The sequence below is a fragment of the Spirillospora sp. NPDC029432 genome (assembly GCF_040703975.1).
Taxonomy (GTDB): domain Bacteria; phylum Actinomycetota; class Actinomycetes; order Streptosporangiales; family Streptosporangiaceae; genus Spirillospora.
On the sequence record NZ_JBEZWH010000062.1, the window covers coordinates 12,147 to 37,133 of the forward strand.

Below are 24,987 nucleotides of genomic sequence, written 5' to 3' on the forward strand. Positions count from 1 at the left end.
CCCGGCGGGAATCGACTTCGGTCGCGGGATCCTCGACCATCGGCCGACGCGCGGTCCCCGGCCGGCCCGGCAGCCTGAAGGCATGATCGATGTCGTACAGCTGACCAAACGCTACCGGGAGGTCACCGCGGTCGACGCGGTGTCGTTCCGCTGCGAGCCCGGGACCGTCACCGGCTTCCTCGGCCCGAACGGGGCGGGCAAGTCGACCACGATGCGGATGATCTGCGGGCTGACGCCGCCGAGCGCGGGCGAGGCGACCGTGCTGGGCGTCCCGTACGCCCGGATCGCCAACCCCGGCCGGCACGTCGGCGTGCTGCTGGACGCCGCCGCCATGCACCCGGGCCGGACCGGCCGCGAGACGCTGGGCCTGGCCGCCCAGGTCCTCGGGGTCGAGCAGGCGCGGGCCCAGCAGATGCTCGACCGGGTCGGCCTGCCGGCCAAGGCGGCCCGCCGCCGGGTCGGCGGCTACTCGCTGGGGATGCGGCAGCGGCTGGGGATCGCCCAGGCGCTGATCGGCGACCCGAGCGTGCTGATCCTGGACGAGCCCGCCAACGGCCTGGACCCGGAGGGCATCTTCTGGATGCGGACGCTGCTGCGCGAGTTCGCCGACCGGGGCGGGACGGTGCTGCTGTCGTCCCACCTGCTGCGCGAGGTGGAGGCGGTCGCCGACCGGTTCGTGGTGATCTCGGGCGGCCGGATCGCCGCCCAGGGCACCAAGGACGACCTGCTGGCCGCGCCGGGCGGGGTGCTGGTGCGCGGCCTGGACGCCGCCGCGCTGCACGCCGCGCTCGCGGCCGCGGGGCTGGCGGCGCGTCCGGAGGGGGCGGGGGCCTTCACGGTGGACGCGCCGGCCGAGGCCGTGGGCCGCGCCGCGGCGGCGGCCGGGGTCGTGCTCACCGAGCTGCGCCAGGCGGGCGGGGGCGGCCTGGAGGAGCTGTTCCTGTCCCTGACCGCCGGGGCGCCCGCCGTCCCGGCCTCCGTTCCCGTACCGGCCGAGGAGGCCCTCAAGTGACCATGACCGCTCCCGCGCCGGCCGTCCTGACCGAGCCGGCCCGGCCCTCGGCGGCGCGGCTGACGGCCGTCGAGCTGCGCAAGATGACCGACACCCGCTCCGGGCGATGGCTGCTGATCGTGATCGCGCTGTCGACGGTGGCGCTGATGCCGGTGATCGTCTTCACCGTTCCGGAGCGGGACCAGACGCTGCTGGAGATGCTGGTCGCCACGCAGGCCGGGGTGTCGCTGCTGCTGCCGGTCGTCGGCATCCTGGCGGTGACCAGCGAATGGTCGCAGCGGACGGCGCTGACCACGTTCGCCCTGGTGCCCGGCCGGTTCCGGGTGCTCGGCGCCAAGGCGGCGGCCACCGGCCTGCTGGCCACGGCGTTCCTGGTGATCGGACTGGCCGTGGCCGCCGCGACCCGCGCGCTGGGCGGCGCGTTCGGCCGCTCGGCCGGCGACTGGTCGATCCCGCCGGCGCAGCTCGGCGGGCTGCTGGTCTTCTCGCTCGCGATGGTCTTCATGGGCGTCGCGTTCGGGCTGCTGCTGCAGAGCCCCGCGCTGTCGATCGTGCTGTTCTTCGTGATCCCCACGCTCTGGTCGACGCTGAACGAGCTGGTCAAGAAGCTGCAGAAGCCCGCCGAGTGGCTGGACGCCAACCGCACGCTGGCCGTCCTGTCCGATCCGGCCGGAGGTGTCGCGACCGCCGGAGAATGGGCCAGGATCGGCGTGTCGCTGGCGGTGTGGCTGCTGCTCCCGCTGGTCATCGGCCTGGTCCGCCTCTCCCGCCGGGAGGTGAAGTGAGCGGGACGTTCCTCAGCAGCAGCGCGGCGGCCAGTCCCGCGAGGGCCACCGGGAGCGCGGTGAGGAAGAGGACCTGGAACGCCTCCGCGCTCGCCTGGGCGACATCGTCGCGTACCGGATCCGGCAGCGTGCTCAGGAACTCCGGCCGTACGACGTCGTCGTAGGCGGGGACCGTCCCGGCGGGCACGCGCGCGGCGATCTCGGTGGCGAACCTGCTGGAGAGCACGCCCCCGAAGACCGCCATCCCCGCCGCGGTCCCCACCATCCTCGCGGCGAAGACCCCCGACCCGGCGGCGCCCATGTCCCTCTTGGGCGCCGCCTGCTGCGCGACCAGCATGACGACCTGCTGCGACAGGCCGGTACCGAAGCCCAGCACCGCCATGAACAGCCCGGCGGTGACGGGCCCGGTGCCGGCCGTCATCGTCGCCAGCAGCACGATCGCGGCCGCGCCGACCGCCATGCTCGCCGCGGGCAGCCGGTGGTAGCGGCCGGTGGCGTGGATGTAGCGGCCGGCGCCCATCGAGGCGGCGAGCAGGCCGAGCATCATCGGCAGCAGCAGGAGCCCGGAGTCCGTGGCGCCCACTCCCCCGACGGTCTGGAAGAACATCGGCAGGTACGTGGCCAGCGCGAACCCGATCGCGCCTCCTGCGAGCGCCACGGCGCAGGCCACGGCGTACGACCGGTTCCGGAACAGCGAGAGCGGGATCACCGGCTCCGCGGCACGCCGTTCGGCCGCCGTCCAGAGCGCGAGGAGCGCGGCCGTCCCGGCCGCCAGCCCCAGGATCACCGGGTCGGTCCACCCGTACCGGGTCCCGGCCCAGCTGGTCAGGAGCGTGAAGCAGACGACCGCGCCGCCGAGGAGCAGGATCCCCGGGTAGTCGACGCGCGGCGGCCTGCCCTCGGGCCGGGGCAGCCGCAGGAACACCAGGGCCGTCACCAGGGCGATGGCGCCCAGCGGGATGTTGACGTAGAAGACCCAGCGCCACGACAGGTGCTCGGTGAAGAACCCGCCGATCAGCGGCCCGGCGAGGCTGGACACCGCGAAGTTGATCGCCGCGTACCCCTGGTACCTGGCCCGCTCGCGCGGCTCGAACAGGTCGGCGGCGAGCCCGAAGTTCGAGGCCATCAGGGCGCCCGCGCCCGCCCCCTGGACGGCCCGGAACGCGATCAGCCAGTCCATCGACGGCGCCGCGCCGCAGGCCGCCGACCCGGTGAGGAAGGCCAGCAGCCCGGCCACGAACACCGGGCGCCGCCCGTACAGGTCCCCGAGCTTGCCCGACAGCGGCATGGTCACGCTCGTGGCCAGCACGTACGCCGTGGACACCCAGGCGATCCGCTCCAGGCCGCCGAGCTCCCCCACGATCGTCGGCAGCGCCGTGCCGAGGATCGTCGCGTCCAGCGAGGACATCAGGCTCGCCAGCATCAGCCCGCCGAACACCAGCAGCCGGTCCCGCCGCGACATCGCCGCCGCTCCAGCCTTGGTCATGCCCGCCTCCGAATTAGCTGCTTTAGACATATACATGCTTAACGCACTTACATGAGGGACGCAACCGCTCGGCTAGACTTCGGAGCATGACGACGGGCGGCGACGCGCTGGACGCGGTGGAGCGGAGCATGGTCCGGCTGCGCCGCGGGATGAGCCGGCAGCGGCTGGGCCGGGCCGCCATCCGGGAGCACAACCTGCCGGTCGACCTGCAGGTCCTGCACGTCACCGACGTCATCGACGAGGGCCCCGACCGTCCCGGCGAGGAGATGAACGTCGGCCTGGTCGCCGCCCGCCTCGGCGTGGACGCCTCCCGCGGCAGCCGCATCGTCGCCGAGGCCGTCAAGGCCGGCTACGTCCGCCGCGTCGCCTCCCAGTCCGACGGCCGCCGCATCCACCTCGAACTGACCGACGCGGGCCGCGAGATCGTCGAGGCCGCCCGCGCCACCCGCCGCGCCGCGTTCGCCGCGGGCATGCGGGACTGGACCGAGGACGAACGCCGCGAGTTCGCCCGGCTGCTCGCCCGCTTCGTCGGCTCGGCGGACGTCTGACACATCCGTTCGGCACACTTTCGAAGCGTGCCGAGGACGTACAGCTACGACGACGCCGTCCGCCTGCTCGGCGGCCAGGAGAGCGCGGTCGTCCGCGCCATCGACCGCGTCTCCGGCCCGCTCATGCTCGGCCTGGGCGTCTCCGGCGTCCAGGAGATCCTGAGCTGGTTCGACCCGCGGGCGGAATTCGTCCGCGCCTCCCACATGCTGGTCGCCGACCTGCGCGCGAAGGTCGGCCCGGCCCGCGGCCGCGACCGCACCGAACTGCTCGCCGCCGCCCACTCGATCCTGGTGATCACCGCGTACTTCGACGCGTTCGAGGCGACCGAACTCCCGTTCAACCCGAAGAGGCTGCGACTGGCGAGGGCCGACCAGCTGACCCTCGCGACCGGCGAGGTCATCGACAGCGGGAGCGCCCGCGAACTGCTCGACGGACTGCTCCGCGCGGACCTCCCGCTCCCCGCCCCGCACGAGCCCCGCGAGGCCGTGCGGGCACGGCTGCACGGCCCGGGCTGCCTCCGCACGCGATGGCCGCGGAGATCCAGAAGGAGCTGGAGCGGCTGAGCGTCGTCGCGATCGCGATGTTCAACCGGGGCCGCCAAGCCGTCAAGGACGAGGAGGTGGACCGGGATCTGCGCGCGCTTCTGGACTCTTCGGGCTCCACGGCGTCTCGTCCTCCGGATATGGACGAGCGGCTCACACCGGCGCAGCTGATCGTCGGCCGGTTCTTCTTCGTTCACGAATCGCAGGCGTCGTACGGGGACACCCGCTGGCGGACCTACGAGTTTCTGCACGCCACGTTCGGCGAATACCTCACGGCGCGGCTCGTCGCCAACGAGATCGCCCGCCTGGTCCGGCTGCACGAGGTCGACGGCTTGCAGGCCGTACGGCAGGGGGTCGGTCGGCTGAGAGCCCTGTTGCGCTTCGCCCTCCTCGTCTCGCGGCGGCCGATCGCCGACTTCCTGGCCGAGTTCTTCGCCGCTCTGCGGGCCTTCGATCCGTGGCGGTTGGAGATCGCGGACAGCATCGTCGGAGACCTGCTCGCAGGTGCCCTCTACTCACCGACACAAGCCGATATCGCCGATTACGCACCGGCACCGATCTCCGAAATCGCCAGGTGCGCCAACCTGAGCGCCAACGCCGTCATCCTCAGGTTCCTCTGCGCGGGGCACAGCACACGCGTCCAGGTTGTTCAATGATGCGGTGGACGCAGCCGACCATTGGCGGCGGCACGCTCTCCTCTGGAAATCCCAGTTCCCCACGGAAGCATGGCAGAACCTCATCACCGTCGTGGAGGTCTCACGAATCGCGCGCGGCGACCTCGAGTTGCGACCTTTTCCGCCATACACGGGTGCAAATATCAACCTCACCTGGACGTTCACCACCCCCTTTCCGCGTCACTTCTCCGGTACAGCCGGCTACGATATCGATCTACCGCTCGAAGGCGCCTTCCTCTGCGACGCGAGCACTGATCTGCTGCTCCACGCCGTCCAGCCGATTCCGAATGCCTCCTGGGCGGTCGTCGACCTCCGCACGAGCGACGGCGACACGGAGAGCCTGGCCGAGTTCACCCTGCGGATCGTCTTCCCGGATGGAGCGATGCCGAGAGACGCGAGTCTCATCGAAGATCTCCAAAGGATCCTCGACAAGGTCGGCAACGGTCGCATGAGCCACGAACTCGTACAGAGAGTCTTGGATTTCTATCAGGATCGCGCGCGAAGCGAGACACCACTCTGCGCAACCATACTCATCAAACGAATCGTCGAACTTCCCGAGACCACGCCCGAACAATATCTTCAGGCCGCTTGCTGCCTCCTTGAGGAATGGGCTATTTGCCGCGGAGATTCAACTTTTCTGGAACATTTCGATCAGGTCATCGAACGCTGCCTCGACGCGCTTCACAGGAACGGCGCCCACGGCCACCTGATCGAACTCTGGGTCCGAGTGGCGGAATTCTGCCTGCCCGAGCACTGGGTTCCACTGGGATTCACGCAACTCGAACTCACCATCGCCGAGCTGTACGAGCAGGTCCGGCCGCCGCGCGTCCGGCCGGAGCGGTTCCGGCGGGCGCTGCGGCCGCGGGAGCCGGACGACGCAGCGTGAGGGGCGTGCGCCAAATGTGGCATTCCGGTGGCGGTGGGTCAGATGTACCAGGACAATGCCGCGCATGTCTCGTTCACATGATCGTTTCGCGACGCGACGGCGCGTCCTCCGCCCCGAGACGACGGTCGAGCATGTCGATGAGTTCGCCAAGGGCTTCCAGTGGCCGATGGTCAGCGTGACCGAACGCGACCGCGAGGCCGGCACCGATGGCGAGGTCGTCTGGCAGGCCGACGGGCACACGCTCGGAAAGCGCACTCTCAAGACCGGCTCGCTCCGCTACGTGCAGGACGCGATGTTCGGCATCGGATACATCTTCTTCACCGGCGATCCCCAGAACGTCGCCGAGACGCTGGCCTCGACGGCGGACCAGACGCTGCGGCCCTGGACCGTCCAGGACCTCTGCCAGGCCCTCGACCAGGCGGCCGACCCGCGGTCGCGGGGGCGGGCCGTGCTGCGGCTGGGGCTGGCGGCGCCGGGCAAGCCGGACCAGCAGGTGTCCCAGCGGATCGGCGCGGCCCTCCGGGACGGGGACGCGCGGGTGCGCTACGCCTCGGTGTTCGCCACCTCGTACACGGGGTACCGCGACCTCCTCCCCCACCTGCGGGCGATCGCGGAGCGGGACGCCGAGGAGTTCCTGCGGGAACGTGCCACGTCCGTCCTGCGCGCCATGGACGGTGTCAAGGTCTAGGCGGCGCGATCGGGGGCGCGCCGGAACCGCTCGCCACGGCCGTTCTCATATCCCGATGACGAGCAGGCCCGCCAGGAACGAGACCGCGTTGGCCGCCACCGCGACGCAGACCAGGTTCCGGCCGCGCCGCCGCAGCAGTGCGTACAGGATCGCCGCCTCGGTGAGCCAGGCGGCGATCTCGACAGGGAGCAGCGCGATCTCGTACCCTCCCTGGAACCGCGCCGCCGCGCCCAGCGTCAGCCACACGAGCGGATGTGTCACCAGGTTGACGCCGGTGGCCGCCGCCAGGGCCGCCGCGACGCGAACGCCGAGCAGGACGCGCAGCGCGACGGCGTACACGGGGAGTTCCGCGGCCAGGGTCAGAGCGAGCGCGGCCGGGTAACCGGTCATGGGACGAGGGGGACGGTCATCGCCGCCGAGGTGCTGCCGGGCCGGCGGCCGTTCGCCGCCGCGACGCCCGCCGCCCCGATCGCCGTCTTCTGCGTGGTGGCCGGCGCCGCGCTGGTCGCCGCGCTGCGGCTGCCCGCCACTGTGACGGTGCTCGGCCTGGCCATGTTCGGCATTCTGCACAACGTGCTGGAGATCCGGTACGTGTCGGGGCGGTTCGCCGCGATCCTCACCGGCCGCTTCCTCGGTCTCCTGGTCGTTCTCATCACCGGCATCATGCTGTGCCGGCTCGTGCCGATGCTCTCCTGGTCCGCGCCCGCCGAGATCCTGCTCGGCTACGCCGTGCTCGGCGTGGCGTGCTGGTGGGGGCTGCGCCGCCGCGCTCCCCTGCTCGTGGCCGCCCTCGCCTTCCTGGTACTGGCCGCCGGCGGCTCACTCGCGTTCCCCGCCTACCATTTCGTCTTCCTCACGCATCTGCACAATGTCGTACCGCTGTTCTTCCTCTGGGAATGGGCGCGGGAGCTGCGGCAAGGCCGCGCCGCGTTCCGGGCGACGCACGTCGTGTGGGTGCTGCTCATCCCGGCGCTGATCCTCGCGGGGACGTTCGACGCCTGGGTCGGCGGCGACCAGAACGGGGCCGCCGCGGCGTTCGCGGGCGGAGGGGAGCGGCTCATGGCCGCCTACACCCCGCCCGCCTGGCTGGACACCGCGTTCGCGCTGCGCCTGCTCGTGGTCTTCGCGTTCCTGCAGACGATGCACTACGTGGTGTGGGTGTGGTTCATGCCCCGCTACGCGCGCCCGGCGACGGAACGCTTCGAGCGGCGCGCCGGAGCCTTGCGCGGCCGCCGCGCATGGCTGCTGGGCCTGGCCGGCGGAGCGCTGCTCGCCGTCCTCTTCGCCACCGACTACGCGGGCGGCAAGACGCTGTACGGTGCCGTCGCGAGTTACCACGCCTATCTGGAATTCCCCGTACTGCTGGCCCTCCTGGCGGGCGCGGGCGATCTGACGGGAGAACGCGAATGACCGGAATCCTGGCCGACGTGGCCCGCGAGAACGACGCCCCCGGCTGGCTCCTGCTCGTCGCCGTCGCCGTGGCGCTGGCCGCCCTGATCGCGGCCGTGCTCTTCCTGATCCGCAACCGCCACCGCTGATCCCGGGAAGGCATCGCGCGGCCCGGGCGTTGGCGTGGACGTGCCATGAAGATCATCGGCACGGTCACCCGCACGATCAGCCTGGGAGCAGCGATGCCCGAGATCATCAACCCCGAGGGCCTGCACGACCCCGCCCGCTTCGGTTACAGCCATGTCGCCCGCGCGTCGGGGGACCTGGTCTTCATCGCCGGCCAGTACGCCTCCGACGGCGACGGCCAGGTCACGTCGGACGACTTCGCCGAGCAGGTCGAACGGTCCTTCGCCAACCTCGGCACCGCGCTCGCCGCCGCGGGCGTCGGGTACGCGGACGTGGTCCAGCTCCGCACGTTCATCGTCGGGCACGACGAGGCGAAGCTCGGCATCCTCGGCGAGCGGATCGCGGCGATCTGGGGAGCCCGGCCGCCCACGCAGACCCTCAACGGCGTCGCGGCGCTCGCGCTGCCGGGCATGCTCTTCGAAGTGGACGCGGTGGCGGTCGCCGGCGGCTGATCCACGCGCCCTCGCCTTCAGTCGGAGTTGAGCCACACCAGGATCCCGGGCCCGTCGGGCGTCGCCACCGGCACCCACGCCTCGTCGGCGTCCGGCATCCGGGTCTCGTCGAGGCGCAGCGGGGCCGGCTCCTCGTCGTCACCATCGCATGCCCAGTAGGCGATCCCTTCGACGGCCCCGCGCAGCCTGCGGCGTTCCTCATCGGCCCACGCGTGGTTCCAGGTCCCGGCGCCACGGAAGTGCTTCTCGAACAACCGCCGGAGCTCTTCCAGGGCGTCGGGCCCGTGCACCGGAACGAGGAAGCCCTCCAGGCGGCCTTGGCGGCAGGCGGTCCCGCCGTACTGCTGCTGGTAGACGACGCCGGTCGGAGCTTCGACGATCACGTACAGCCAGCCGCCGGCCGTACCGTCGGGATCGAGGAACACGTACCGCTCGGCGCCCATGCCGCCAGTCTTCCGGGCGCCCGGCCTCGCCCTCAACGGGTATTCGGCCCAGCGCCCCCATAATGGTGCGCCACCTCGTAAAACGCCTCCTTGGGCTCCCAGTCGGGGGCGTCGGCGGCCTGCTTCACCACGCCGAACCCGGCCATGTCCAGGTCGCGGCGCGGATCGGGGTGGTGGGGGAAGTCGGGCATGGAGAAGGTGAACACGAAGGCGCCGTGGACGCCCTCCGCCGCGTACAGATCGAGGAGTTCGGCCAGGTAGCGGGCCTGCGTACGCTCGCTCCGCACGTTCCCGTCCTTCACGCGGGGCGGGTCGGCGAACCAGTTCACGATCAGGAACGAGGCGGGCCCCCGCCGCCACGCGCCCTCGTGCGCGCCGCACCCGAACTCCGTGATGACCACCGGCTTGCCGCTCTCCCGGACCAGGGCCCGCAGCCGTTCCCGGTAGCCCGCGAGGTCGCCGCCTTGGCGGTAGAGGTTGACGCCCACCACGTCGAAACCGTCCCAGTCGACCCGTTCCCAGGCGCCCGCCGCGTACGTGACCGGCCCCTGGAACGTCCGGCGCGAGACAGCGAGCGCGGCGGCGAGCAGCCCGTTGAGCCTCCGCGTGATCCGCCGGTCGAACAGCCGCCTCAGCCGCGGCCGCACCAGCACCTGGAGGCGGACGAACACGCGCGGCCCCGGGAGCATGCCCGGGGACGTCAGCGAGAACTCGCTGCCGACCAGCAGCGTGACGCGGCCCGGATACTCGAGCCGCAGCTTCTCCGCGCCCACCGCCGCCTCCCCCAGATGGGCGAGCAGCGCGCGGCGCGGACGGTCGGGCAGGTAGGGCCGGATGTAGACGTCCAGCCCGATCTCCAGAGCGCACCGCGCGGCCTTCATCTGCCGGGACGTGTCGGTCCCGATCAGCATCACCGTCGTGCAGTGCAGGTCCGCGGCGATGGCGCGCAAATCCCTGCGCACGAGCTCCTCGGGCCTGTCGTCGACCGTGTACGAGATCCCCTTGACGTCCACGCCCGTGTCCCCTCCGCCGGCCCGGCCACCCGGATTCACACGCTACGAGCGCCCGTCCCGCCCCGGCACCCGTCGCCCGGCTATTCCGGATAGACCAAAGTCGGGGACCGCCCAGAGGAACCGGTCCGCCATCGATGATTCCGGCCGCCCGCGCCGGTCTTCCTTCCCGTACACGACCTGCGCACGGAGGGACCGGGATGAGGGACCTGATCGTCACCGAGAACATCACGCTCGACGGGGTCATCGACGCCTCGGAAGGCTGGTTCAGCGTGGCCGACGACGAGGAGGCCGACCAGTCGGACCTGGTCGGGGCGCTCCGGGAGCAGAGCGCGGCGGCCGACGCCGTGCTGTTCGGGCGCGCGACGTTCGAGGACATGCGCGGCTACTGGCCGAACCAGACCGGCGACACGAGCGGCGTCAGCGACTACCTCAACAAGGTCGCCAAGTACGTCGTCTCCGGCACACTCCGCGACCCGCGATGGGAGAACAGCACCGTACTGAGCGGAGATCTGAGCGAAGAGATCCGTGCACTGAAGGGGCGGCCGGGCCGGGACATCGTCACCACCGGCAGCATCACGCTCGTCCACGGCCTCATGGCGGCGGGCCTGGTCGACGAATACCGGCTGTTCGTCTATCCGGTGGTCCTGGGCCACGGCGCCCGGCTCTTCACCGACAACGCCGGAACGCACAAGCTGCGCATGGTGGAGGCCCGCCCGTTCCGCAACGGCGTCGTCCTCCTCCGCTACCGCACGACCTGATCCGGCGGCCGTACTAGGGCGAGGGAAAGCCGATGGTGTCGAGGGGTTCGGCCAGACCGGCCAGGCTGGCGTCGGGGTTGAGGCGCCGGACGAGTTCCGGGTCGAGCGGGCGGTGCTCGAAGACGTGCCTCACGTCCGCCGGGTCGACAGGGTGGCCGAAGTAGTCGGCGGCATATCTGCAGTAGGCGTCTGGGGTGCCGTCGGCGAGGAGATGGAACAGCCAGGACGCGCCGTCCGGGTCGCCTCCGGCGCGGCGGCCGGTGGGGAACTCGATGTCGCCCGTCTGCCAGGCCGGTTGGTCATGGCGGCGCCACAGGCACACGGTGGCGGCCAGGAACGGCCCCGCGCCGCCGTCATCGCAGAAGGCCGGTTCGCTCACCCATTCCGCGAACTCCAGGGGAACCGCTTCGATCAGCCCCGGCCAGGTGCGGTGGTTCTCGTCGCCGTAAGGGCTCATCACCGATTCATGATCGAAGCCCCGGACGAACGCGCCGGCGGCGGTGAAGACGATCGAGTACTCGTCCCCGCTGCCGTTGTCCATCGAGGCCAGTTCCGCATCCGGACCCCAACGCCGATCGAAACCGTAGGTACCGTCCCCGCCATCGCTCAAGATCGCGTCCAGCACGGCGAAGGACCGGCTCAGCCTCCGGACCGCCGCGATCGACGGGAGCCGGGCTGCAAGCTCAAATGCGGTCATCCCGCCATCCAACAAGCCCCCACCGACAGTCCTGATGGACGCGGACCTCCCCCAGAGGCCGGAGGTGATCACGCGGTCGACCCGTTCAGCGCGGGTCGAGAACCCCTGCCTTGATCTGCCCGACGAGGGCACCCCACGCCCCGCGCGAGAACGCGAGCGTCCCGCCGTCCGGGTCCTTGGAGTCACGCGCCGCGACGATCGAATAGGGACTCAGCTCGGCGATCTGCACGCACTGTGTGCCTTCTCCAGTGCTGTAACTGCTCGTCCGCCACCGAAGGCTGGAGAACTGGTCGCTCATGACTCGGACACTATCCGTTCGATCATCGTACGAGAATCGCTTTCGGAAAGGGCGATCTCCCTGAGCATGTCGAACGTGTCAGCGTAGTGGTCGACGTCCGAAGGCTCATCCACGTACCAACTGCGGGTCAGGCTGTCGATCGCCACGACATCGAGCATCGCCCCCTGTCCGACACCGAGGATCGTGAATGCGCCGTCTCCACCCGGGTGGATGCCAGCGGAGAAGGGGAGGATCTGAAGCTCGACGTGGGGAAGTTCGCCGAGCGCGAGCAGGCGGAGCCCTTGGCGTCGCATGACGTCGGCTCCTCCTATCCGCTGACGCAGCGCCCCCTCACCCAGGACCGCGGAGACTGCCGGGGGAACCGTCCCCTGAAGGATCCTCTGCCGGTTCAGGCGGAAGCCGACCTGGGTATCGATGTCCGGCGTGCTCCGGAGCGCCATTCCGGAGCCACTGATCATGAGGCGGGCGTATTCCTCGGTTTGAAAGAGCCCGTGCACGACCTGCGGCCCGAAGATGCGGATGTGGGAAGCATCGGCTTCCAGAGAGGCGAAGTCGACCACGCCCGGCTCCAGGCGTTCGTCGAAGTCGTGCCACCAGCCGTCCTGGCGGCCCTGCTTAGCCAGGGAGAGCAGGCGCTCGCGCAGGAAAACGTCTGTGACTCCGTACTGGTCGAGGATGTGTTTAAGGTCGCGGGGGCGGATGGCGCGGTGGCCGTTCTCGTACGCGCTCAGGGACGCTTGAGAGCGTTCGAGTATGCGGCCGGCAGCGCGCTGGGTGTAGCCGCGTTCCTCTCGGAGCCGCCGCAGCGTGTCGCCGATCTTTCGTCGGCGATACGTCATGCGTTCGTCGTATCGCATGCGGCGATCCTGACACGCTCCGTGTCCACCCGAATCCCGACCGTGAAGATCCGAATATATTCGTTACTGGTATATCCGCAGCGCCGCAGACCACGGATGGATACCTCTAACCTCCCCGCGAAGTGTTGAGCCGGTGACCGTCCGCGACCACGCTTGCCGTGAGTTCAACGGGAGGAGTGGGTGATGGGGGCTTGTGGGGCGCGGTACGGGCTGCTCGTGCGGCTCGCCTGGGAGTTGCGGGCGGTGCTCGCGTCGGCGGTGCTGGTGTTCCCGTACTACGCGGAGGCCGTTCTGTACGTGCCGTGCCGGGACGGGCGGCGGGAGGCGGTTCTGGCGGTGCAGCGGGACGGGCGGTGGCTGCTGGTGTGGCGGGGCGGCGAGCTGGAGGCGGACCGGCTGGACGTGGTGGCGCGCCGGATCGCGGCGGAGGCTCGGGCGTGAGCGGGCTGCTGGGCGAGGTGACGCTGCCCGGGGTGGACCGGTCCGCGGCGCAGGCCCGGAGGTTCCTGCGGGAGACGCTCGTGCCGGAGCATCTCGGGCGGGACGGCGAGGTCCTGTACGAGATGGCGCTGGTCGTGGACGAGCTGGTCGGGAACGCGGTGCGGCACACCGCCTCAGGGCGCGGCGGGAAGGTCACCGTCAGGGTGTACGGCGGGGGCGGGCTTCTGCGGGTCGAGGTCGGGGACGACGGGGCGGGCGGGGCGCGGCCGGCGGTGCGGGGCGAGGCGGGCGGCGAGTCGGGGCGGGGGCTGCGGATCGTGGAGGCGCTCGCCCTGCGCTGGGGGTACCGCGCCGAGGGTGTACGGACCGTCGTGTGGGCCGGGTTCGTCAGCGCGTGAGGCGGGCGGCGACGGTGGGGAGGAGGCGGAGGGCGTTGTGGCGGTTGATCGCGGCGCGGGCGCGCGGGGTCAGGTCGGGGTCGCGGTCGAAGGCGCGGCGGGCGATGGCGACCTCGGACGCGTTCACTTGGGGCCAGTCCGTGCCGTACAGGACGCGGCCCGCTCCGGCCGCCTTCAGCAGGGTGGGCGAGGCGTACGGCGACAGGGGCAGGGCCGTGTCGTAGTGGAAGCGGCGGAGCGCGCGGCGGAAGGCGTCCGGGGGCGGGCCCTCGCCCATCCGGCCGGCGCGTTCGACGCGGCCTCCGATGTACGGGAGGAAGCCGCCGCCGTGGGACAGGATGATCGACACGCCGGGGTGGCGGTCCAGCGTCCCGGATCGGATCAGGTTGAGCGCGCAGCGGGTGGTGTCGAGCATGAAGTCGGCGACCGAGTTCTCGATGCCGGGGAGCGGTTCGGGGTCCTCCGGGAGGGCGTCGGGGTGGGTCAAGACGACGGCCCGGCGGCGGTCCAGCTCGGCGAACAGCGGGTCGAAGGCCCTGTCGCCGAGGTAGCGGCCGCCGGCGGTGTTCATCATGAGCACGCCGTCGGCGCCCAGCTCGTCCAAGGCGTACGCAGCCTCCTCCAGCGCCACGTCGATGTGCAGGAGCGGCAGGTACGCGAAGAAGCCGAAGCGGCGGGGGTGGTCCCGGACCAGGCCGGCGAGGGACTCGTTGAATGTGCGGGCGCCCGACGCGGCGAGGGCCCTGTCCTTGAAGACGAAGGACGGGGCGGGGGCCGAGGCGACGCCGAGTTCGATGCGGTTGGCGTCCATCGCGTCGAGGGTCTCCCGCAGGTCCCACCGTCCCCAGCGGGGGCCGCCCTGGGGCGGGAGCAGGCCGTGCTCGACGGCCCATTTGCGCATGGCGGGCGGCAGCGCGTGGTGGTGGGTGTCGATCCGGGCGGGGCCGTGGGCGGCGGCGGGCCCTGCGGCACCGGCGGCGGCACCGGCGGTGGCCAGGACGCCCGCGCGGAGGGCGGTACGGCGGCTGATCCGCATGGGGGACTCCTTGGGTCGGCTAGGTAGGAGTCTCCAGAGATAGTCTCGTCTGAGACAATCTGGTTTGCCCCCTACCTCCGGGTAGGGCCCGCCCTACCGCCCGGGCCCGGGGCGGGCGTCCTTCGGGCGGTGTCGAAATGTCCCCGGCGTAGCGTCGGGGACATGACCTTTCGCGAGCTGCACTACGGGGAACGCCCGCTGCTCCTGCCCAACGCCTGGGATTTCGCCAGCGGCGCGGCGCTGGCGACGGCGGGCTTCCCGGCGATCGGGACGACCAGCCTCGGGGTCGCCGCGGCGGCGGGCCTGCCGGACGGCGAGAACGCCACCCGGGCCGAGACCCTGCGCCTGGCGCGGTCGCTGGTGCGGCTGCCGGTGCCGGTCACGGTCGACGTCGAGGGCGGCTTCTCCGAGCGTCCTGAAGAGGTCGCGGCGCTGGCCGGGGAGCTCGCCTCGTACGGCGTCGCCGGGATCAACATCGAGGACGGGCGCGCGGACGGCTCCCTACGGCCCGTGAAGGAGCACGCCGCCCTGGTCGAGGCGGTGAAGGCGGCCGCCCCCGACCTTTTCGTGAACGCCCGTACCGACGCCCACTGGCTGCCCGGGCACGAGGCGGAGGCGCTGGAACGGGTGCGCGCCTACACGGCCGCGGGCGCCGACGGGATCTTCGTCCCGGGGGTCGCGGCGGAACGGGACGTGCGCGGCCTCGTGGACGCCACGCCCCTGCCGCTGAACGTCCTGTTCCTGCCGGGACGGACGGCCGTGGACGAGCTGGCCCGGATGGGCGTCAGGCGGATCAGCTACGGCTCGCTCCTCTTCCGCACGGCGCTGCACGCGGCCGTCACGGCGGCCCTGGATCAGGCGGCCCCGGCGGGCGTGCCCTCCTACGCCGACGTCCAGCGGATGGTGGCGGAGGCGTCCTAGCGGCGGGTCAGGACGGCGGCGGCGCGGGCCAGGGGCGAGGTCTTCGGGGAGGCGGACGAGCGTTCGTGGGCGTCGGCCGCGCGGTAGAGGGCGTAGCCGGCCCGGATGCCGAGCCAGCGCAGCGGCTCGGGTTCCCAGCGGCGGTTGCGCCAGTGCACCCAGGGCAGCGCGGTGAGCGTGCTGTCGCGTTCGAGGAGCAGGTCGCGGAGGGTGCGGGCGGCGAGGTTGGACGCCGTCAGGCCGCTCAGGGAGAAGCCGCCCGCGTGGCCGAGGCCGGTGCGGTGGTCCAGGGTGACCGAGGGGCAGCGGTCGCGGGGCACGCCCAGCACGCCCGTCCAGGCACCGGCGACCGACGCGGCGGACGCGGCCGGGAACATCGCGACCAGGGCGCGCCACAGGGCGGCCACGGCACCGGGATCGGCACGGCCCGAGTCCGCCACGCGCGACCCGTAGCGGTACGGGCGGCCGCGGCCGCCGACGGCGACGCGGCCGTCGGCGGTGCGCTGGAGCCGGACGCCGGCGTGCGCCACGTCGGTGAGCGGCTCGGCGCCCTCCCAGCCGATCTCCGCCCACGCCGCGTCCGGCAGCGGGGTGGTGACGATCATGGAGTCGGTCATCGGGAGCCAGTCCCGGTGGTGGCCCTCCAGGGCGGCGGTGAAGCCCTCGGTGGCGCGGATGACGTACTCGGCGGCGACCGTCCCGTGCGGGGTGGCGGCCGCGGCGGGCGAGACGCTCGAACGCGGGCGGATCCGCAGCACGGGGGTGTGATCGTAGATCTCCACGCCCAGCCCGGCGGCGGCCCGCGCCAGCCCCCTGACCAGGGCGGCGGGCTGGACGCGCGCGCCGTGCGGGCTCCACGCGGCGCCGGCCGCGCCCGCGACGTTCACCCGGGCGAGGGTGTCGAGGTGCAGGTCGCGTTCGGCCCAGCCCCAGGTGCGGCTCAGGCGCACGTGAGTCTCCAGGCGGGCCAGCTGCGCCGGGTTGCGCGCGACGTACAGGAGCCCGCTCTTGAGCAGGTCCGCGTCGACGCCCTCGTGGACGGCCACCCGGACGATCTCGTCGACGGTCTCGAACAGCGCGCGCTGCAGGGCGATCACGGCGAAGCGGCCGTGCCGCCGGGCCAGCCGCGCGCACGAGGCCGGCGACTCCCCCGACAGGCGGCCGCCGCCTGCTCCGGAGGCGCCCCGGCCGGGCGTCCCCCGCTCCAGGACGACGACGCGCAGGCCCGGATCGGCGCGCTTGAGGTAGTAGGCGGTCCAGAGGCCGGTGCAGCCGGCGCCGACGACGCACACGTCGGCCGTCATCGGGCCTGGCAGCCGCCTGCCGGGCGGCGCGTCGCCGAGGGCGCGTAACCAGTACGGCGTCCCGCCGGCGTCGAAATCGGGAGCGAGCGGGACACCGGGAACGTCCATGGCCTCATCCTGCTGCAAAGCGCGGCACGCGACGATGGACTTGTTCACTCCCGGTCCGGTTCACTCCCGGTCCGGTTCACTCCCAGTCTGGTTCAGTCCCAGTCTGGTTCAGTCCCAGTCGGGTGCGTCCTCGCCCTCCGGCACGCCCACCCGGAACACCCGCAGCTGGAGCGCCAGCGCCGCGTAGTAGCCGACCAGGGCGACCAGCTCGACCACGGCGGGGCGGCCCAGCGTCGCGACCGCCTCGGTGTAGACCGGGTCGCTGAGGTCGCCGTCGTCCGCCAGCTGCCGCGCCGCCTCGTACACGACCCGCTCGCGCGCGTCGCCCAGCAGCGGGGCGCGCCCGCCGCGCAGCGCCGCCAGCTCGCCGTCGGTGAGGCCGGCGCGGCGGCCGATCCGCTCGTGGGCGTACCACTCGAAGTCCGAGCGCCGGCACGCCGCCACGACCAGGATCGCGATCTCCCGCTCCCGCTTGGTGAACGCCGTGCGGAACCGCAGCGCCGCGCCGAGCTCCTGGAGCGGCAGCCCTACGGCCGGGCTGTAGAGCATCGCGTTGAACGGGCCGAGCAGCCGCCCCTCCTCGTCCATGTAGCGCAGCGGCGCGGGGCGCTCGCGGCGCGGGCCGCCGGTGATCGCCTCGTACACCTCCCGCTGCTCCTCGCCCAGCACCTCGGGCTTCAGCAGGGGCAGCCGGTCGTCGCCGGGCGTCGGGCTCACGGGGTCGATCATGCCTGGCACGCTACGGCCTCGCCGGGAGGGCGCTCAAGCGTCGTCCCCAAGGAGAAACTCTCAGCACACGGCGGCGTAGCGGTTCCGTAACAGGCATGACCGAGCGTTGCGGATGTACCCGACGAAGGGGGAACGGTCCCCATGCCGTTGCTGCGCATCCGTACCGAGATCGACGACCGGCCCGGCCGGCTGGCCGGGCTCGCGTCCGCCCTGGCCGCCCGCGGCGCCAACATCCTGGGGCTGTCGGTGCAGGTCGGCACCGAGGGCGTGGTGGACGAGTTCATCGTCGACATGCCCTCCGCCGACCGGGTCCGCGAGGAGCTGGAGGCGGCGGGCGGCGCCCGGACCACCGTGGTCCCGGCCCGGCCGCACGAGCTGGTGGACGAGCCGACGCACGTGCTGGCGCTGGTGGCGCGGGTGCGCGCCGAGCCGCGGGCGCTGCCCGCCGCGCTGGGCGAGCTGCTGCGCGCGGGCGAGGCCGCGTGGACGGACACCGCCGAGAGCGGGCGCGACGTGCTGACCGTACCGGCCGGGCCCGGGCAGGCCGTGCGGCTGCGCCGGGCGGGGCTGCCGTTCACCGCGACGGAGGCGGCGCGGGCGGACGCGCTGGTACGGGCCGTACTGCCGCCGCCGGGCCGGGCGCGCCCCGACCAGCGCACGCTCACGCTCCGGGACGGGACGCGCGTGCTGGTGCGGCCGATCGAGCCCGGCGACGCGACCGGGCTGCGCGAGATGCACGGGCGCTGCTCGCTGGAGAGCCGCCGGATGCGCTACTTCAGCGGCAAGGCGTCGCTGCCGCAGCGCGCGATCGACCGGTTCTGCGACCCCGCGCGCGGTCTGACGCTGGTGGCCGAGGGGCCGGACGGGTCGCTGCTCGCGCTCGCGCACATGATCCACGTCGTCGATCCCGGCGTGGCGGAGCTGGCGTTCCTGGTCGAGGACGCCTGGCAGGGCCGGGGGCTCGGGCGGTCTCTCGCGGAACTGCTGCTGGTGCTGGGCCGCGAGCGCGGGCTGGTGGAGGCGCGCGCGACCGCGCTGAGCGAGAACGCGCGGATGCGGCGGCTGTTCACCTCGCTGGGCGGGCGGACGCGCCGTACCGAGGAGCCCGGGATCGTGGAGGTCCGGCTCCGGCTCGACGGGCGGCCCGCCGGCGGCGGCCCCGTCTCGATGGAGCGGTCTCGATGGAGCGGTCCAAGCGCGGGTGGCAGGATGTCCGGGTGACCGGCATCTACGACGATCCCTGGGCCTACCAACTGGCGTGCTCGTTCCGCACGGTGCCGCCCGAGGTGGACGCGCTGCTCGGCTGGTGCGCGCGGCACCGCCGCTCCCCCGGCCCGGTCCGCACGGTCCTGGAGCTGGCCGCCGGCCCGGCCGAGCACGCCGTCGAGTTCGCCCGGCGGGGCGTGGCGGCGACCGCCCTCGACATCCATCCGGCGATGTGCGCGTACGCGGCGGAACAGGCCGCGGCCGCCGGGGTGGAACTGGAGGTCGTCCAGGAGGACATGACCGACTTCGCGCTGGGGCGCCGGTTCGACCTGGTCGTGACGATGCTCGACTCGACCTCCCACCTGATGACGCTGGACGCGTTCACCGCCCACCTCGACCGCGCCGCCGAGCACCTCGCCGGCGACGGCCTCTACATCGTGGAGATGGCGCACCCGCGCGACCGGCTCGGCGACGAGCCCAGCGTGAGCGGCGGATGGACGGTGGAGCGCGCCGACGCGCGCGCCACCGTCCGCTGGGGCGAGCCCACCGACCTGCTCGACCCGATCACGCAGGTCTCCGACGACCACGTCACGGTGGTCATCGAGGAGGGCGGCGGGCCCGCCCGGGTGCTGCGGGACGTGGTGCCCTACCGGTTCTGGAGCGCGACCGAGCTGGACGCCGCGGCACGCCTGTCGGGCGCCCTGGAGCAGGTCGCCCGGTACGGGGACTTCGGCGAGGTGGCGGTGACCGCCCCCGAGGCCTGGCGCATGATCACGGTGTTCCGCCGGGCCGGCTGACCGGTCAGGGCGCGGGCGCCCAGCCCGGCATCGGGTGATCGGCCAGCAGCTCGCGGATCTCCCCCGCGACCCGCTCCCGCTCCCTGCCCTCCGCGCCCTCGGTGCCTTCCCCGCCCTCGCCGCGCGCGGCGGCCTGGACGATGTCGTCGATCCACGCGGCCACCTGCGGCATCCGGTCCGGGGTGAGCCCGCGGGTGGTGATCGCCGCGGTGCCGATCCGCAGCCCGGAGGGGTCGAACGGCTTGCGCGGGTCGAACGGCACCGCGTTGTGGTTGAGCTCGATCCCGGCCGCGTCGAGGGCCTTGGCCGCGGGCTTGCCCGGGACGCCCTTGCCCGTCAGGTCGATGAGGATCAGATGGTTGTCGGTACCGCCCGAGATCAGGTCGAAGCCCCGTTCCACCAGCGCGGCGGCCAGCGCCCGGGCGTTGGCGACGACCCGGTGCGCGTAGTCGGCGAACTCCGGCCGCGCCGCCTCCCGCAGCGCGACCGCGATGGCGGCCGTGGTGTGGTTGTGCGGGCCGCCCTGCAGGCCGGGGAAGACGGCCTTGTCGATCGCGGCGGCGTGCTCGGCGGTCGCCATGACCATGGCGCCGCGCGGGCCGCGCAGCGTCTTGTGCGTGGTCGTGGTGATCACGTCCGCGTGCCCGACCGGGGACGGGTGTGCGCCGCCGGCGATCAGGCCCGCGATGTGCGCGATGTCGGCGGCCAGCACCGCGCCGGTCTCGCGGGCGATCTCGGCGAACGCGGGGAAGTCGATCGTGCGCGGGATCGCGGTGCCGCCGCACCAGATCAGCTTGGGCCGCTCCTTGAGCGCCAGGTCGCGGACCTGGTCCATGTCGACCCGGCCGGTGTCGGCGCGCACCTCGTACCGGACGGGGTTGAACCACTTGCCGGTCGCCGACACCGACCAGCCGTGGGTGAGGTGGCCGCCCATCGGCAGCGACAGCCCCATCACGGTGTCGCCCGGGTTCAGGAACGCCATGTAGACGGCGAGGTTGGCGGGCGAGCCCGAGTACGGCTGGACGTTGGCGTGCTCGGCGCCGAACAGCTCCCTGGCCCGCTCGACGGCCAGCAGCTCGACCGGGTCGACGAGCTGCTGGCCCTCGTAGTAGCGGCGGCCGGCGTACCCCTCGGAGTACTTGTTGGTCAGCACCGAGCCGGTGGCCTCCAGCACGGCGGGCGAGACGTAGTTCTCCGAGGCGATGAGCCGGAGCTTCTCGAACTGGCGCCGGGCCTCGGCCTCGACGAGCCCGGCCAGATCGGGGTCCTGGTCGCGCAGCTGGGAGAGGGACGGCTGGTGCATGGCGGCCTCCGCACTGGTCGCGCCGGCGGTCCAGTGCGCGGACCCCCGGCTGAGGGGCCCGTACACCCAGGCGCGCGGTGTGCGGACTAGCTTCGCTCCCCGGTGGTCGACTCCACCTTGACTGCGCCAGTCGCGTCCGGCAAGCATAGCGGCGCGTCCCGCCGCGTCCGGCGGGGCGGGCGGATCCGGCCTGGAACGGACACCAGGACGAGGCCGCCCAGGAGGAGAAGGCATCCGGCGGTGGTCGCCGCCGACAGCCGCTCCCCCAGCACGGCGAGGGCCAGGACGGCCGCGACCAGCGGCTCGGCCAGGCTGAGGGTGCCCGCGGTGGCGGCGGTGACCCGCCGCAGGCCGATCACGAAGCACATGTACGCGACCGCGGTCGTGGCCGGGCCCAGCCAGGCCACCAGCGCCGGTGAACGGCCGACGGCCAGCTCCGGCGCCCCGCGCAGCGCCCAGGGCAGCAGCAGCGCGCCGCCGGCCAGCAGCGTCACCGCGACGGCTGCCGCCATGTTCACCCCGCGCTCGCCCAGGATCTTGGCGGACACGGTGTAGACGCCGAAGCAGCATCCGCCGACGAGGGCGAGCGCGAGCCCCACCGGATCGAGGGCGCCCGTGAATCCGGGCACCATCAGCAGCGCGCAGCCGCCGACTGCGCAGGCCGTGCCGGCCGCCCAGCGGCGGCTCAGCCGGGTGCGCAGCACCAGGCGCTCGCAGACGCCGGTGGAGACCGGCACCAGGCCGAAGACGATCGCGGTGGCCACGGCGGCGCCGGTACGGTCGACCGCGGTCAGGAACGCGGCCTGGAACGTGCCCGTGGCCGCCGCGGCGGCGAGCAGCGGCAGCCGGGCCGTCCCGCCGAGCCCGCGGACCGCCCGCGGCTCCGTCATCAGGACGAACAGCGCCAGCAGCAGCCCGCCCGACAGGATGCGCGCCGCGCCCAGGGTGACCGGCGGGGCCGGCGAGTCCGCCAGCACCTGCGCCGGCCCGACCGTCCCCCAGAGGACACCGGCGGCCAGGACGAGCAGGACACCGGAGAAGCCGTTTCGTTGGTCCATGCCCGCAACGCTAGGCAAAAGTGCGGGCTGGTCGCTTTGAGTCCGTATTTCGTTCGGTTCAAGCACCGGGGACCGGCTGTTGTACGGCGGGAAGCCCGCGAGCGCCGCCTCAGGCGTACGGGTTTCGGCGATCCCGGCGATCCGGCGTGGGAAGTTCGGACTGCTCCGCCGGCTGGACGTAGTCGTACACCACGGTCGTCCGCACGTCCACGAACTCCTTGCGCCGCGCCAGCCGGTCGAGCACGAAGTCCCGCAGGTACTGCGTGCTCGGCACCGCCACGTGCACCAGGATGTCCTCGGCGCCCGTCACCACGAACACGCCCAGCGTCTCGGGCATCGCGGCCATGTGGTCGCGGGTCGACTCGATCGCCTCCCGCGACTGCGGCCGGATCCGGATCGAGATCAGCGCCTGCACGCCGCGGCCCAGCGCCTCCAGGTCGACCCCGGCGTGGAAACCCGTGATCACGCCGCGGGCGCGCAGCGCCCGGGTGCGCTCCAGGGCCGTCGAGGGCGCGATGCCCACCGCGTCGGCCAGTTCCCGGTTCGTCTGCCGGCCGTCGCGCTGCAGCCGGCGCAGGATCGCCTGATCCACCGCGTCCATCGAGCTCATCTCCGAATTTTATGCGGCGCTCCGTCCCGGCCGCCGACGCCCGCCCGTTCCGCCGCGGCCGGCCAGGCTGACAGTTTGCTGAAGATCAGATGTCATCCGTCCCGTTCGCAGGGATTTGACAGATCACGTCGACTACTGTCGGCGTGCCATGCAAACCGGACATCCCACCCCAGACGCCCCTGCCGCGGCGCAGGCCGCGGGCGCGGGGCCCGTCCGGCTGGGCTGGCTGGACGGCCTGCGGGGCATCGCCGCCTTCGTCGTCGCCCTGCACCACGGCTGCTACCACTACCTGCCGCAGTTCCGGCACGAGATCCTGCGCTGGGTCGATCCCGGGCACGCCGGCGTCCTGGTCTTCTTCCTGGTCAGCGGCTACATCATTCCCGCTTCACTGGAACGGAGCGGATCGGTGCGGCGGTTCTGGATCGGCCGGCTGTTCCGCATCTACCCGCTGCTGCTGGTGGTGCTCGCCGCGACCCTGCTGGTCGCGCTCGCCGGCCTCACCCCGCTGCGGCAGGGCCTGGGAACGGACTTCGACCCGCTCGGCGCCGCGCTCGCCCACCTGACGATGATGCAGGACCTGCTCGCCGTCCCGAGCGCGCTGAACGTCCTGTGGACGCTGTCGTACGAGATGGCCTTCTACCTGATGGTGGTGGCGCTGTTCGCGGCGGGGCGGGCGAACCGGCACTCGGCGACCATCGCCACCGTCCTGGCGCTGGCGGCCCTGAGCCTGGCGCTGCTGCTGCCCAGCGCTGCGCTGTCGGCGCGGTACGGTGTCGCCCCGGTCGCGGTCGCCGGCTTCGCGATCATGGTGGCCGCGATCTGGGCGGCCTGCTCGTCGCGGACCGCCGTGAGCCGGGCCGGGGCGCTGCTGGGCGGGGCGCTCGCGGCGGCGCTGGTGCTGTTCAACGGCCGCGTCGAGCCCTGGGAGGGCCTGACGCTGCTCGGGGTGATGTTCGCCGGCACCGCGATCCACCGTGCCGAACGGCGCCAGATCCGGGTCCGGGCCGCCGCCGTCGCCGCCGGGGCCGTCCTCGTCGCGGCGATCGCGGGCGGCCTGTGGCACCTGCGGGTCTGGGCGCCCGGCCAGAGCGAGGAGATCCTCAAGCGGTCCTGGGTGATCACGATCCTGGTGACCGCGCTGGTGTTCGCCGCCGGCATGGCGCTGCGGCACCGCGCCGTACCGCGGTGGCTCGCCCGGCTGGGCGTGATCAGCTACTCGGTCTACCTGGTCCATCCGGTGCTGCTGATGGGCCTCGACCTCACCATCGGCCGCCCCGACCGGGACGCACCCTGGCTGCTGGTCCCCTACCTGATCCTGGTCCTGGTGCTCAGCGAGCTGACGTACCGGGCGGTCGAGGCCCCCCTGCACCGCTACGGCCGGCGCCTCGCGCTCGCCGCCAAGGAGCCCCGCTCAGCGCGCGAGGACGCCGCCTCACCGGCCAGGCGGGCCGCACCGGCCGGGTCGCGGAGCGAGGTCGCGCTCGCGCCGGGCACGGTCACGGCCACCGCCGCGAGCCGCCAGACGAGCGGCCACGGGCCGGGGCTGTGACGGACACGGCCCGGCTCCCCAACGGGAACCGGGCCGTGCACGCTGCTCGCTGGAGCCGGGAGCCGATCAGACGCGGCCGGCGGACTCCATGGCGGCCTTGACCGCGGCGCGCTTCTGGCGGAGCTTGGCCAGCGCCTCCTCGAGGATGGCCTCGCCGTCCTCGTCGCTGCGCCGCTCCTTCACGTACGCCAGGTGCGTCTTGTACGGCTCGGTCTTCGGCGGGGCCGGGGGGTTGTCCGAGTCCTGGCCCGCCGGGAACCCGCAGCGGGGGCAGTCCCACGTGTCGGGGACGGCGACGTCGGTCGCGAAGCTGGGGCGGGTCTCGTGCCGGTTGGCACAGTAGAACGTCACCCAGACCCGGGGGGCGGCGTCGCCCCGCTCGGCCTCTCCCATCGGACCGGCCCCGACACGGCTGCCCCGAATCGCGTTGCCACTACCCACGGATTACTCCTCGCTCGTGTGCGCCCCGCGCCGCCCTGACCGCGCGGCGGGGGCCCTTTCTCATCTCTGCCTGTACGGCCCGTTCAGCCGACGCCCTTGCTCTTGAACAGCAGCCCGAGGACGATGATCGAGGCGAACCAGATGATGCCGGTGGCGACCGTCAGCCGGTCCAGGTTCCGCTCGACCACCGAGGAGCCGCCCAGCGACGAGGTGACGCCGCCGCCGAACATGTCCGACAGCCCGCCGCCCTTGCCCTTGTGCGCGAGGACGAGGACCACCATCAGCACGCTGGTGAGCAGGAGCACGGCGGACGTTGCGATGATTGCCACTGTTGAGTGCCTCTTCCGGCCGACCCCGCCGGGGCGGGGCGC

General features: G+C 72.8%; 32 protein-coding genes. 17 read left to right on the forward strand and 15 right to left on the reverse strand.

Annotated features, from left to right (window positions below; translation table 11 throughout):
* Positions 1–82 precede the first annotated feature (82 nt).
* Positions 83–1,012: an ATP-binding cassette domain-containing protein gene (locus AB0881_RS33025; RefSeq protein ID WP_366623338.1), complete on the forward strand. Its 930-nt coding sequence runs from the start codon at positions 83–85 to the stop codon at positions 1,010–1,012.
* 2 nt (positions 1,013–1,014) lie between these two features.
* Positions 1,015–1,797 carry an ABC transporter permease gene (locus tag AB0881_RS33030; RefSeq protein WP_366623409.1) on the forward strand — a complete coding sequence of 261 codons (783 nt, stop codon included), beginning with the start codon at positions 1,015–1,017 and terminating at the stop codon, positions 1,795–1,797.
* On the opposite strand, the gene AB0881_RS33035 is transcribed toward AB0881_RS33030, so the two are convergent.
* Positions 1,757–3,283 carry an MDR family MFS transporter gene (locus tag AB0881_RS33035; RefSeq protein ID WP_366623340.1) on the reverse strand — a complete coding sequence of 509 codons (1,527 nt, stop codon included), beginning with the start codon at positions 3,281–3,283 and terminating at the stop codon, positions 1,757–1,759. The genes AB0881_RS33030 and AB0881_RS33035 overlap by 41 nt on opposite strands.
* Positions 3,284–3,369: 86 nt before the next feature.
* Between AB0881_RS33035 and AB0881_RS33040 the strand changes: the two genes are divergently transcribed.
* The 5 genes from AB0881_RS33040 to AB0881_RS33060 all read left to right on the forward strand — a co-directional run bounded on the left by AB0881_RS33040 (position 3,370) and on the right by AB0881_RS33060 (position 6,622).
* Positions 3,370–3,831, forward strand: a complete 462-nt coding sequence (locus tag AB0881_RS33040; RefSeq protein ID WP_366623342.1) for a MarR family winged helix-turn-helix transcriptional regulator — start codon at positions 3,370–3,372, stop codon at positions 3,829–3,831.
* A gap of 27 nt (positions 3,832–3,858) precedes the next feature.
* Complete coding sequence (locus AB0881_RS33045; protein WP_366623344.1) at positions 3,859–4,395, forward strand: hypothetical protein; 537 nt, start codon at positions 3,859–3,861, stop codon at positions 4,393–4,395.
* Positions 4,359–5,030, forward strand: coding sequence for a hypothetical protein (locus AB0881_RS33050; RefSeq protein ID WP_366623346.1), 672 nt, complete (start codon positions 4,359–4,361; stop codon positions 5,028–5,030). The genes AB0881_RS33045 and AB0881_RS33050 overlap by 37 nt, the downstream gene beginning before the upstream one ends.
* Positions 5,031–5,034: 4 nt before the next feature.
* Positions 5,035–5,934: a hypothetical protein gene (locus AB0881_RS33055; protein ID WP_366623348.1), complete on the forward strand. Its 900-nt coding sequence runs from the start codon at positions 5,035–5,037 to the stop codon at positions 5,932–5,934.
* Between the two features lie 64 nt (positions 5,935–5,998).
* The gene (locus AB0881_RS33060; RefSeq protein WP_366623350.1) at positions 5,999–6,622 is read left to right on the forward strand and encodes a HEAT repeat domain-containing protein; all 624 of its coding nucleotides are present in this window, start codon (positions 5,999–6,001) and stop codon (positions 6,620–6,622) included.
* A 45-nt stretch (positions 6,623–6,667) separates the two neighbouring features.
* Here AB0881_RS33060 and AB0881_RS33065 read toward each other — a convergent pair whose 3' ends face one another.
* A complete protein-coding gene (locus tag AB0881_RS33065; protein WP_366623352.1) occupies positions 6,668–7,012 on the reverse strand; it encodes a hypothetical protein in 345 nt (114 codons plus the stop codon).
* Positions 7,013–7,042: 30 nt separating this feature from the next.
* Between AB0881_RS33065 and AB0881_RS33070 the strand changes: the two genes are divergently transcribed.
* Genes AB0881_RS33070 through AB0881_RS33080 form a run of 3 tightly spaced genes read left to right on the forward strand, consistent with a single transcriptional unit; the run spans position 7,043 to position 8,649 of the window.
* Positions 7,043–8,032: a hypothetical protein gene (locus AB0881_RS33070; protein ID WP_366623354.1), complete on the forward strand. Its 990-nt coding sequence runs from the start codon at positions 7,043–7,045 to the stop codon at positions 8,030–8,032.
* The gene (locus AB0881_RS33075; RefSeq protein ID WP_366623356.1) at positions 8,029–8,160 is read left to right on the forward strand and encodes a hypothetical protein; all 132 of its coding nucleotides are present in this window, start codon (positions 8,029–8,031) and stop codon (positions 8,158–8,160) included. Before AB0881_RS33070 ends, AB0881_RS33075 begins: the two co-directional genes overlap by 4 nt.
* 45 nt (positions 8,161–8,205) lie before the next feature.
* On the forward strand, positions 8,206–8,649 hold the full coding sequence (locus tag AB0881_RS33080) for a Rid family hydrolase (RefSeq protein WP_366623358.1): 444 nt from the start codon (positions 8,206–8,208) through the stop codon (positions 8,647–8,649).
* A 17-nt stretch (positions 8,650–8,666) separates the two neighbouring features.
* On the opposite strand, the gene AB0881_RS33085 is transcribed toward AB0881_RS33080, so the two are convergent.
* Together AB0881_RS33085 and AB0881_RS33090 are read right to left on the reverse strand one after the other, a co-directional pair.
* Positions 8,667–9,092, reverse strand: a complete 426-nt coding sequence (locus tag AB0881_RS33085; RefSeq protein WP_366623360.1) for a DUF6210 family protein — start codon at positions 9,090–9,092, stop codon at positions 8,667–8,669.
* A 32-nt stretch (positions 9,093–9,124) separates the two neighbouring features.
* Complete coding sequence (locus tag AB0881_RS33090; protein ID WP_366623362.1) at positions 9,125–10,105, reverse strand: hypothetical protein; 981 nt, start codon at positions 10,103–10,105, stop codon at positions 9,125–9,127.
* 197 nt (positions 10,106–10,302) lie between these two features.
* Here AB0881_RS33090 and AB0881_RS33095 point away from each other — a divergent pair, with 197 nt between their 5' ends.
* Entirely contained in the window at positions 10,303–10,863 is a 561-nt protein-coding gene (locus AB0881_RS33095) for a dihydrofolate reductase family protein (RefSeq protein WP_366623364.1), read from the forward strand.
* Positions 10,864–10,876: 13 nt separating this feature from the next.
* Here AB0881_RS33095 and AB0881_RS33100 read toward each other — a convergent pair whose 3' ends face one another.
* The 3 genes from AB0881_RS33100 to AB0881_RS33110 form a co-directional block, all read right to left on the reverse strand.
* Complete coding sequence (locus AB0881_RS33100) at positions 10,877–11,488, reverse strand: hypothetical protein (protein ID WP_366623366.1); 612 nt, start codon at positions 11,486–11,488, stop codon at positions 10,877–10,879.
* Positions 11,489–11,645: 157 nt separating this feature from the next.
* Complete coding sequence (locus AB0881_RS33105) at positions 11,646–11,858, reverse strand: DUF397 domain-containing protein (protein WP_366623368.1); 213 nt, start codon at positions 11,856–11,858, stop codon at positions 11,646–11,648.
* A complete protein-coding gene (locus AB0881_RS33110; protein WP_366623370.1) occupies positions 11,855–12,715 on the reverse strand; it encodes a helix-turn-helix transcriptional regulator in 861 nt (286 codons plus the stop codon). The genes AB0881_RS33105 and AB0881_RS33110 overlap by 4 nt, the downstream gene beginning before the upstream one ends.
* 183 nt (positions 12,716–12,898) lie before the next feature.
* On the opposite strand from AB0881_RS33110, the gene AB0881_RS33115 reads away from it, so the two are divergent.
* Positions 12,899–13,156, forward strand: a complete 258-nt coding sequence (locus AB0881_RS33115) for a hypothetical protein (RefSeq protein ID WP_366623372.1) — start codon at positions 12,899–12,901, stop codon at positions 13,154–13,156.
* Positions 13,153–13,554, forward strand: a complete 402-nt coding sequence (locus AB0881_RS33120; protein ID WP_366623374.1) for an ATP-binding protein — start codon at positions 13,153–13,155, stop codon at positions 13,552–13,554. The genes AB0881_RS33115 and AB0881_RS33120 overlap by 4 nt, the downstream gene beginning before the upstream one ends.
* Here AB0881_RS33120 and AB0881_RS33125 read toward each other — a convergent pair.
* Complete coding sequence (locus AB0881_RS33125) at positions 13,544–14,590, reverse strand: amidohydrolase family protein (RefSeq protein WP_366623376.1); 1,047 nt, start codon at positions 14,588–14,590, stop codon at positions 13,544–13,546. The genes AB0881_RS33120 and AB0881_RS33125 overlap by 11 nt on opposite strands.
* A 162-nt stretch (positions 14,591–14,752) precedes the next feature.
* On the opposite strand from AB0881_RS33125, the gene AB0881_RS33130 reads away from it, so the two are divergent.
* Positions 14,753–15,511, forward strand: a complete 759-nt coding sequence (locus AB0881_RS33130; protein ID WP_366623378.1) for an isocitrate lyase/phosphoenolpyruvate mutase family protein — start codon at positions 14,753–14,755, stop codon at positions 15,509–15,511.
* Here AB0881_RS33130 and AB0881_RS33135 read toward each other — a convergent pair.
* Both AB0881_RS33135 and AB0881_RS33140 read right to left on the reverse strand, forming a co-directional pair.
* On the reverse strand, positions 15,508–16,923 hold the full coding sequence (locus AB0881_RS33135) for an FAD-dependent oxidoreductase (RefSeq protein WP_366623380.1): 1,416 nt from the start codon (positions 16,921–16,923) through the stop codon (positions 15,508–15,510). The genes AB0881_RS33130 and AB0881_RS33135 overlap by 4 nt on opposite strands.
* A 108-nt stretch (positions 16,924–17,031) precedes the next feature.
* Positions 17,032–17,652 (reverse strand): carboxymuconolactone decarboxylase family protein, encoded by a 621-nt coding sequence (locus AB0881_RS33140; protein WP_366623382.1) that lies wholly within the window; start codon positions 17,650–17,652, stop codon positions 17,032–17,034.
* A gap of 141 nt (positions 17,653–17,793) precedes the next feature.
* Between AB0881_RS33140 and AB0881_RS33145 the strand changes: the two genes are divergently transcribed.
* Positions 17,794–18,873, forward strand: coding sequence for a GNAT family N-acetyltransferase (locus tag AB0881_RS33145; RefSeq protein WP_366623384.1), 1,080 nt, complete (start codon positions 17,794–17,796; stop codon positions 18,871–18,873).
* Entirely contained in the window at positions 18,870–19,655 is a 786-nt protein-coding gene (locus AB0881_RS33150; protein WP_366623386.1) for a class I SAM-dependent methyltransferase, read from the forward strand. The genes AB0881_RS33145 and AB0881_RS33150 overlap by 4 nt, the downstream gene beginning before the upstream one ends.
* Positions 19,656–19,659: 4 nt before the next feature.
* On the opposite strand, the gene glyA is transcribed toward AB0881_RS33150, so the two are convergent.
* From glyA to AB0881_RS33165, 3 genes are all read right to left on the reverse strand, one after another.
* Complete coding sequence (gene glyA / locus AB0881_RS33155; protein WP_366623388.1) at positions 19,660–20,958, reverse strand: serine hydroxymethyltransferase; 1,299 nt, start codon at positions 20,956–20,958, stop codon at positions 19,660–19,662.
* A gap of 86 nt (positions 20,959–21,044) precedes the next feature.
* Positions 21,045–22,016, reverse strand: a complete 972-nt coding sequence (locus AB0881_RS33160) for a DMT family transporter (RefSeq protein ID WP_366623390.1) — start codon at positions 22,014–22,016, stop codon at positions 21,045–21,047.
* Positions 22,017–22,125: 109 nt separating this feature from the next.
* Positions 22,126–22,626, reverse strand: a complete 501-nt coding sequence (locus AB0881_RS33165; protein ID WP_366623392.1) for an Lrp/AsnC family transcriptional regulator — start codon at positions 22,624–22,626, stop codon at positions 22,126–22,128.
* A 148-nt stretch (positions 22,627–22,774) separates the two neighbouring features.
* On the opposite strand from AB0881_RS33165, the gene AB0881_RS33170 reads away from it, so the two are divergent.
* Positions 22,775–24,175 carry an acyltransferase gene (locus AB0881_RS33170; protein ID WP_366623394.1) on the forward strand — a complete coding sequence of 467 codons (1,401 nt, stop codon included), beginning with the start codon at positions 22,775–22,777 and terminating at the stop codon, positions 24,173–24,175.
* 66 nt (positions 24,176–24,241) lie between these two features.
* Here the strand turns inward: AB0881_RS33170 and AB0881_RS33175 are convergent, their stop codons facing one another.
* The gene (locus AB0881_RS33175; RefSeq protein WP_197012671.1) at positions 24,242–24,616 is read right to left on the reverse strand and encodes an RNA polymerase-binding protein RbpA; all 375 of its coding nucleotides are present in this window, start codon (positions 24,614–24,616) and stop codon (positions 24,242–24,244) included.
* 83 nt (positions 24,617–24,699) lie between these two features.
* Positions 24,700–24,939: a preprotein translocase subunit SecG gene (gene secG / locus AB0881_RS33180; RefSeq protein WP_366623410.1), complete on the reverse strand. Its 240-nt coding sequence runs from the start codon at positions 24,937–24,939 to the stop codon at positions 24,700–24,702.
* Between the last annotated feature and the right edge of the window lie 48 nt (positions 24,940–24,987).